This is a genomic window from Paraburkholderia podalyriae, assembly GCF_014397785.1.
Taxonomy (GTDB): Bacteria; Pseudomonadota; Gammaproteobacteria; order Burkholderiales; family Burkholderiaceae; genus Paraburkholderia; species Paraburkholderia podalyriae.
The window spans coordinates 1-1,509 of record NZ_VZQQ01000210.1 but is presented as its reverse complement, the minus strand read 5'-3'; the positions used below and the strand labels follow the sequence as shown (position 1 = coordinate 1,509).

Genomic DNA, 1,509 nt, shown 5'->3' with positions numbered 1-1,509 from the left:
CGTGACAGTTCAGCAGCTAGGTTGCAGGCCGTATAGGATCGCCAGCAAAGGCACGCCGTAATACGTCGAGCATGCGATGCCCTTGCTTGTGGAGTGTGTCGAGGCAGGAACGAATGACGCAGAAATTTTCGGCCCCGTCGAGTGTGCGAAAGCAGCCGGATATTTTCTGTTTAACTTTTGGCATACGGACGGCTCGTTCACCGAGATTGTTGGTGAACGGCACAGCCGGATCGCGGATAAAAAGCAGCACCGCATCGGCATGTTGCCTCAAGCGGCGCAGCAGGTTGAAGGCGGTGGACTGCTTGCTGCGGCCACGTTTGCCTGCCGGTTTGGTTACCTGAGGATTAAGCCGCTCCCCCTCGCACAGGATCGCATCGTAGTGCGAGCTCAAGGCTGCGATGTCTTCGGTGGAAAGTGGGATCTGCCGGTGTCGTGCCGCCTCGCATAGGACGTTGGCATTGAGCAGAAAATCCTTCATCCGTTGTGGCCAAACCTGGCCGGTGAGCTCTTGTACGTAGACCAGCTCGCGCATGAGGTGCGCGTTGCACAGCGCATGGATGCAATCGAGTTGCCAGTACGGCGCCCAGCAATCGTGAACCAGCACGCCCAGACGCCTGGGCAAAATGCCATGCGCTTCGATAGCTTCCATGCCGCGTCGGGCATGAACGCCATACCACGTGTGCGTCTCGCTTGCCGCGACATGCAGCCAATGGAGCTTGCTGGCAACGCGCAGCCCGGACTCGTCGGCATGTAGTATCGGCGCCTTGCCCAGTTGATCGGCGATGACAGCGGCCGTGCTGTCCAACGCGCTGCGTGCTTCGCTCACCCATGACACCAGCGTGCCCGGCGAAACAGCGATGCCATGCAGGTCTTCAATGAGCTGGGCCGCGCGCGCGAACGGCAAGAGCTGCCCTTGTGTCAGATGCACGCCCAAGGCTCGCAGGTTCGGACCATATTGAACTGCCCCGCTCACGCCCGCCGGAAAAGTACTTGTGTGCGATTGGCCGCACCGGCAGACCAGTTCCAGCGTACGGTGCTCGATGACATCACAGGCGGGCGCGGGCACATCGAAGACTTGCCGGCGCTCCGACACGCGTGCTTCGTCCTGCGGCAGTGGGTTGTGACAACGAGTGCATTGCGCTGGCAATGGGTGAGACACGATCCGGGTCGCCCGCTCGAGCTGCTTGAGTGTTGTCCCTTCGTGACCGATTTGCCCACCGGCCTTCTTGCGGGACGCCTCACGCAGGGAGCGCGTCTTGCGCGTCTTCTTTGCAAAGCCGTCCGACGACGGCGGCTTGCTCGAGTTGTGACTGTCCTTCCCCGGCCTTGCCTCCAGTTCACTCACGCGTCTGAGAAGGTCATTGACGAGCCCCACCAGCTCGATGATGAGCGCATCCTTCTGCTCGTGCGTCAGCGTCTTGAGATCGGGAACCTGGAGCTCGGCACTCTTCTTCATGCCGCAACTATGCCAGGTTCAGCCGCTGTTTACAACACCGGCTGAATAGTCAC

At 60.6% G+C, this 1,509-nt stretch carries 1 protein-coding gene; it reads right to left on the bottom strand.

The window, feature by feature from the left end; translation table 11 throughout:
• Nucleotides 1–16: 16 nt before the first annotated feature.
• On the bottom strand, nucleotides 17–1,456 hold the full coding sequence (gene tnpC, locus F6X42_RS42555; protein WP_222945938.1) for an IS66 family transposase: 1,440 nt from the start codon (nucleotides 1,454–1,456) through the stop codon (nucleotides 17–19).
• Nucleotides 1,457–1,509: the final 53 nt, after the last annotated feature.

Bases quoted from the DNA above. Each gene is read 5' to 3' on its own strand.
- tnpC (WP_222945938.1), bottom strand. From the start codon at position 1,456: ATGAAGAAGAGTGCCGAGCTCCAGGTTCCCGATCTCAAGACGCTGACG.